The sequence below is a fragment of the Candidatus Methylomirabilota bacterium genome (genome assembly GCA_035936835.1).
In the GTDB taxonomy this organism is placed as follows: Bacteria; Methylomirabilota; Methylomirabilia; order Rokubacteriales; family CSP1-6; genus AR37.
Genome location: DASYVT010000098.1, coordinates 1 through 5696 on the forward strand (window position 1 = coordinate 1; position 5696 = coordinate 5696).

The window sequence follows — 5696 nt, forward strand, 5'->3', positions numbered from 1 at the left end:
CGAGGCCTGGCGCTACCTGATCGATCGCATGGGCTCGGATCCTAAGCGCACGGGCGCCATCGGCCACTGCATGGGCGGCCGGCTCCTCATCCCCTTCGCCGCCGACAACCCGGCGCTCCGCGCGATCGTCCTCTACTACCCTTCCGTCCGCGACGAGCCCGAATCCCCGCACCAGCCCCGGCACGCCTTCCATCTCGCCAAAACGCTCACCTGCTCCTCGCTCGTGTTCTGCGGCGGCAAGGACCACATCGCGACGCCTGCCATCCAGGGCCCGCTCTGGCAGAGCTTCCTCGCCAATGGCCACCTCGTCGAGTGGCATTTCTTCTCGGACGCCAACCACGGCTTCCGCCACCCCGACAACGCGGGCTTCCAGCCGCACTACGCCGACCTGACATGGCCGCTCGTCACCGACTTCCTGCAGCGCACGGTGTGATCAAGGAGGCGACCACCATGCCCATCACGATGCGCCAAGTTGGCCCTTGCTTCGCCGCCGAAGTGGACGGTATCGACATGACCAGGCCGCTCTCGGCCGAGCAGGTCGACGCCATTCATGCCGGCATGGATCGCTACGCCGTGCTGGTCTTCCACGACCAGCAGATCAACGACGAGCAGCAGCTCGCCTTCACGCGCAGCCTGGGAGAGATCGAGCACGCGATCGGCACGGGCCTTCGCGGGCCGGAAGCGCAACGGCTGCCGACGACCTTCGCCGACGTGTCCAATCTCGACAAGGACAACAAGGTCTTCGCGCGGGATGACCGCCCGAGGCTGTTCGGCCTCGGCAACCGGCTCTGGCATTCCGACAGCTCGTTCAAGGTAGTCCCGGCGAAGTATTCGCTGCTGCATGCCGTCAGCATCCCGTCGAAGGGAGGCAATACGGAGTACGCCGACATGCGAGCCGGGTACGATGCACTCGACGCCGAGACCAAGGCCGAGGTGGAGGAGCTGGTCTGCGAGCACTCCCAGCTCTTCTCGCGCAGCATCCTCGGCTTCACCGACTTCACCGAGGAGGAGCGCGAGCGCTTCAAGCCGGTGCGCCAGTGCCTGGTCCGGACACACCCGGTGACGAAGCGCCGGTCGCTCTACCTCGCCTCGCATGCGGGCGGCATCCTCGGCTGGCCGGTGCCCGAGGCGCGTGCCTTCCTGCGTGACCTCGTCGAGCACGCCACGCAGCGGCAATTCGTCTACGCCCACAGGTGGCGGGTCAACGACCTCGTGATGTGGGACAACCGGCAGACGATGCACCGCGCGCGACCCTTCCCGGCGCACGAGCCGCGCGACATGCGGCGCACCACGCTTGCCGGAGACGGGCCGACCGCGGCCCAGGCCGCCGCCTGATCTGCAGCGCGTCTAGGTCTTGATCCCGAGGAGCTTCGCCGCGGTCCCGCCCAGCATGGCGACGCGGTCGGCGTCGGACAACCCAGGCGTGGCGAGGATGAGATCCACGGAGGTCTTCGTCCACGGGTACGGATAGTCAGTGCCCATGACGACCTGGCCCGGTCCCGTTTCGGCGACCAGGTGTCGCATCCCCTCCGGTGTGAAGATGATGTTGTCGTAGTAGAGCTGCCGGATATACTCCGTCGGCTTCTTCGCCAGCGTCCTGGTGCAGCGATCCGGGAAGGTGAGGCAGCCCTGGTCGGAGCGCCCCGCGTAGGACGGCAGGAAGCCCCCGCCATGCGCCGCGCAGATCTTGAGCCCGGGGAAACGGTCGAGCGTGCCCTCGAAGATCAGGTGCGAGAGCGCGATGGTGGTCTCGAGCGGATTGCCGATGACATTGTCCAGCAGGCCATTGCCCTTGAAGCGGGTGGTCGCGTTCAGCTCGGCCGTGCCCTGTGGGTGAATGAAGACCAGCACGCCGAGCTGCTCGGCCTTGGCCCAGAACGGGTGGTACTTCGGGTCGGACAGCTCCTCGCCGTTGACGCTGCCGCCGATGGCCGCGCCACGCAGTCCGTACTTCTTGACCCCCTGCTCGAGCTGCTCGGCGGCGAGGTCCGGATGCTGCAGCGCCACCGTGGCGAAGGCCACGAAGCGCTCCGGGTTCGCCGCGCAGGCTTCGGCCAGCTTCTCGTTCTGGATCGTGATGAGCTGGCGCGCCACGTCGCGGTCCGCCTTGTACCAGTACGGGTTGATGCTCAGCGCCTCCACGTCGATGCCCTGCTCGTCCATCGCGCGGAGGCGGTCCGCCGCCTGCGACATGACCAGCACATTCGGCAGGTTCGGCGCACCCGTCACCTTCAGCCCCATCAGGGCCATCGCTTCGGGGACCGCGCAATGGGCGTGCACGTCGACCGTCTTCACCCGCTTGCCATTGACCACGACCTCACGGCGCCGCGGCTGCGCCTCCGCGCCTCCCGCTCCGCCCTGCAGCCCGCATGTGACGAAGGCGATCCCGGCGACTGCGCCCGCAGCATCCTCGATGAAGTCCCTGCGCGTCATCGCGTCCTCCTGAGTTTAGGGTTTGCCAGCGAGAGCACAGATTCTATACCGCCGGCGGGTCAAGGGAAACAGCCGCGCCGCGCTTGACACTGGGGCTCCGCGCAGGCTATCTGAGGAGTCTATGTCGGACAGGCCGGAGCAACGTCGGACGGTAGACGCGGTCATCGTCGGCGCCGGGTTCGCGGGGCTCTACATGCTCCACCGCCTGCGCGGGCTCGGGCTCTCGGTGCGGGTCTACGAGGCGGGCAAGGGCATCGGCGGCACCTGGTACTGGAACCGCTACCCGGGCGCGCGCTGCGACGTCGAGAGCATGGACTACTCCTACTCGTTCTCGGACGAGCTCCAGCAGGAATGGCGCTGGACGGAGCGGTACGCCTCCCAGCCGGAAATCCTGAAGTACATCAATCACGTCGCGGACCGGTTCGACCTGCGCCGGGACATCACGCTCGCGACCCGCGTGACCGCCGCCGTCTTCGACGAAGCGACGAACCGGTGGGACATCCAGACGGACGGCGGCGAGCGGGTCTCTGCGCGGTTCTGCATCATGGCGACAGGCTGTCTCTCCACGGCGCAGGTGCCCAGCTACAAGGGCCTCGAGACCTTCGAGGGCCTCTGGTACCACACCGGCAACTGGCCGCACGAAGGCGTGGACTTCACCGGCCGGCGGATCGGCGTCATCGGTACGGGCTCCTCCGCCATCCAGTCCATCCCGATCATCGCCCAGCAGGCGGCCCATCTCTACGTCTTCCAGCGGACCCCGAACTTTAGCGTCCCCGCGCACAATGCCCCGCTGGACCCGGAATACGAGCGGCGCTGGAAGTCGAACTATGCCGAGCATCGACGCGAAGCCCGCGAGTCTCGCGTCGGCTTCGTCGTCGAGCGCAACGATCATTCGGCGCTCGAGGTGTCGCCGGAAGAGCGTCTGAGCGAGTACGAAACCCGCTGGAACCGCGGCGGCCTCGGCTTCTCCTCGACGTTCGTGGACCTGCTGACGAATAAGGAAGCAAACGACACGGCCGCCGAGTTCTTCCTCGCCAAGATCCGGTCACTGGTCCGCGATCCGGCCATTGGAGAGGCCTTGTCGCCGCGGCATTATCCCGTGGGCACCAAGCGCCTCTGCGTCGACACCGGCTACTACGACACGTTCAATCGCGACAATGTCACCCTGGTCGATATCAGGAAGGCGCCGATCGAGGCGATCACCCCGCAGGGGCTCCAGACGCGGGACGAGGCCTACGCGTTGGACAGCATCGTGTTCGCCACGGGTTTCGATGCCATGACGGGCGCCCTGTTGAGCGTCGATCTCCGCGGCAGAGGTGGCAAGACGCTCCAGCAGAAGTGGGCCGAAGGTCCGCGGACCTATCTAGGCGTCTCCATCGCCGGCTTCCCGAATCTCTTCATCATCACGGGCCCCGGCAGCCCGTCCGTGCTGAGCAACATGATCGTCTCCATCGAGCAACACGTGGACTGGATCGCCGACTGCATCGCGTACCTGCGCGAGCATGGTCGCGCACGCATCGAGGCCACCGTCGAGGCGGAGGACGGCTGGGTCGAGCATGTCAACGAGGTCGGCCATCTCACGCTCTATCCCCTGGCCGACTCCTGGTACATGGGAGCCAATATCCCAGGCAAGCCTCGCATCTTCATGCCCTATATCGGCGGCGTCGGAGCCTACAGGCAGAAGTGCGATGACGTCGCGGCGAAGGGCTACGAGGGCTTTCGTCTGACCGGCACGCTCTAAGCGCCGGATAGCGTCACTCGCCGTCAGCCTTGGGCGCCCTTCGCCGCGCGCTCGATCAGGTCCTTCGCGCCGGCCTGGATCCAGGGGAAGAAGCTGGTCATCACCGCGCGCACGCCCAAGCGCGTATAGCGCTCGACGTTTCCGGAGTTCACGAGGGTACCGGGCACGTGGCCGGACTGGACGATCTTCGTGACCGCCTTGTCCACCGTCTGCTGGACTTCCGGGTGGCCCATGTTGCCGATGTGGCCCATGGAGGTCGCCAGGTCGTTCGGCGCCACGAAGAAGACGTCGATGTGGTCTACCGCGAGGATCTCGTCGAGGTTGTTGACGGCGACGATGTCCTCGATCAGGACGATCAGCAGGCTCTGATCGTTGGCGGTCTTGAGATAGTCGTCCACGGCGAAGCCCTGCCGGCTCGTGAACATGCCGCGCTTGCCGAGCGGCGCGAACTTCGCGGCCTCGACGGCCGACTCGGCCTCGGCGCGGGTGTTGACGTGCGGCACTACGATGCCCTGGGCGCCCCGATCGAGCGTGCGGTAGATCGTAGCGTAGTCGTTGTCCATCACCCGAACGACCGAGGTCACGCCCCAGAGATCGCAGGCCCGCGTCAGATTGCCGAGGTCGGCGTAGTCGACACCTCCGTGCTCGCCCTCCAGCCAGATGCCGTCCACGCCCAGCGGGCCGAGCTGATCGATCAGATCCGGTTCATTGGTGCCGGCCACGATCGTGGCGACCTTTCCAGCGGCGAGCTGCTGCTTCACGCGATTCGGTCGGATCTTCACGGCGTCTCCCTTAAGGCTCGTGGTGAATGTCGTGGTCGCGGCGGAGGCGCCGGACCATCCCAAGCGCGTACGGCGCTCCCTCCAGGAGCTGGGCCAGCATCAGATCGTCGAGCCGCAGGCCCGCCCGCCGGGCGCCCTGCACGGAGAGATCGCGCGTCTCGGCGTCGGCCTGGCCGTCGGTCACTGAGAGAACCGGCGGAGGGACGACGTCCGGCGCGACCGCGCCGGGCACGAGCGGGGGACGCCGCGTGTGCCACTCCGTGGCGCGCTCGTAGGCCTGGCCGATGCGCAGGATCGTCGGCTCGCCGAATGGCCGGCCGACCACCTGCATGCCAAGCGGGAGGCCATTTTTCCCGAAGCCGTTGGGCAGCGCCAACGCGGGCTGACCGGTGACGTTCCACGCGGTGAGCAGGCTTGGCTTCTGCCAGAACGACACGCTGCGGTAGTCCATCAGCGCCGGCGCCTCGCCCATGCCCGCGGTGACGAAAGCGTCGAACTTTGCATAGAACGGCTCCATCTCTGCCTTCATCCGAAGATGCTCGCGCGTGGCCAGCACGTAGTCGTGGGCGGTGAAGAGCACGGACGGCAGCACGCGCGAGAGAAAATCGGCGCCGAAGTCCTTGGGCCTGGCGACCAGGTTCTTCTGGTGGACGCTGAAGATCTCGCTCTCCGCGATGATGATCTTGACGTCGAAGTAGTCGCCCAGCGGCCGCACGCGGCATTCTTCGAGCGTGGGGCCG

General features: G+C 66.9%; 6 protein-coding genes. 3 read left to right on the forward strand and 3 right to left on the reverse strand.

What is annotated here, in order from left to right:
• The coding region (locus tag VGV06_07935) for a dienelactone hydrolase family protein (protein ID HEV2055088.1) at positions 1–433 on the forward strand (433 nt) is incomplete at its 5' end.
• A 17-nt stretch (positions 434–450) separates the two neighbouring features.
• Positions 451–1335, forward strand: coding sequence for a TauD/TfdA family dioxygenase (locus VGV06_07940; protein ID HEV2055089.1), 885 nt, complete (start codon positions 451–453; stop codon positions 1333–1335).
• A gap of 12 nt (positions 1336–1347) precedes the next feature.
• Here the strand turns inward: VGV06_07940 and VGV06_07945 are convergent, their stop codons facing one another.
• Positions 1348–2433 carry an amidohydrolase family protein gene (locus VGV06_07945; protein ID HEV2055090.1) on the reverse strand — a complete coding sequence of 362 codons (1086 nt, stop codon included), beginning with the start codon at positions 2431–2433 and terminating at the stop codon, positions 1348–1350.
• A gap of 121 nt (positions 2434–2554) precedes the next feature.
• Between VGV06_07945 and VGV06_07950 the strand changes: the two genes are divergently transcribed.
• On the forward strand, positions 2555–4174 hold the full coding sequence (locus tag VGV06_07950; protein HEV2055091.1) for an NAD(P)/FAD-dependent oxidoreductase: 1620 nt from the start codon (positions 2555–2557) through the stop codon (positions 4172–4174).
• A gap of 23 nt (positions 4175–4197) precedes the next feature.
• Here the strand turns inward: VGV06_07950 and VGV06_07955 are convergent, their stop codons facing one another.
• Positions 4198–4956 (reverse strand): aldolase/citrate lyase family protein, encoded by a 759-nt coding sequence (locus VGV06_07955; protein ID HEV2055092.1) that lies wholly within the window; start codon positions 4954–4956, stop codon positions 4198–4200.
• Positions 4957–4966: 10 nt separating this feature from the next.
• On the reverse strand, positions 4967–5696 hold a 730-nt coding region (locus VGV06_07960), incomplete at its 5' end, for an amidase family protein (protein HEV2055093.1).

Excerpts from the sequence above, each read along its gene's own strand:
- VGV06_07940 (HEV2055089.1), top strand. The coding sequence starts at position 451 with ATGCCCATCACGATGCGCCAAGTTGGCCCTTGCTTCGCCGCCGAAGTG.
- VGV06_07945 (HEV2055090.1), bottom strand. The coding sequence starts at position 2,433 with ATGACGCGCAGGGACTTCATCGAGGATGCTGCGGGCGCAGTCGCCGGG.
- VGV06_07950 (HEV2055091.1), top strand. The coding sequence starts at position 2,555 with ATGTCGGACAGGCCGGAGCAACGTCGGACGGTAGACGCGGTCATCGTC.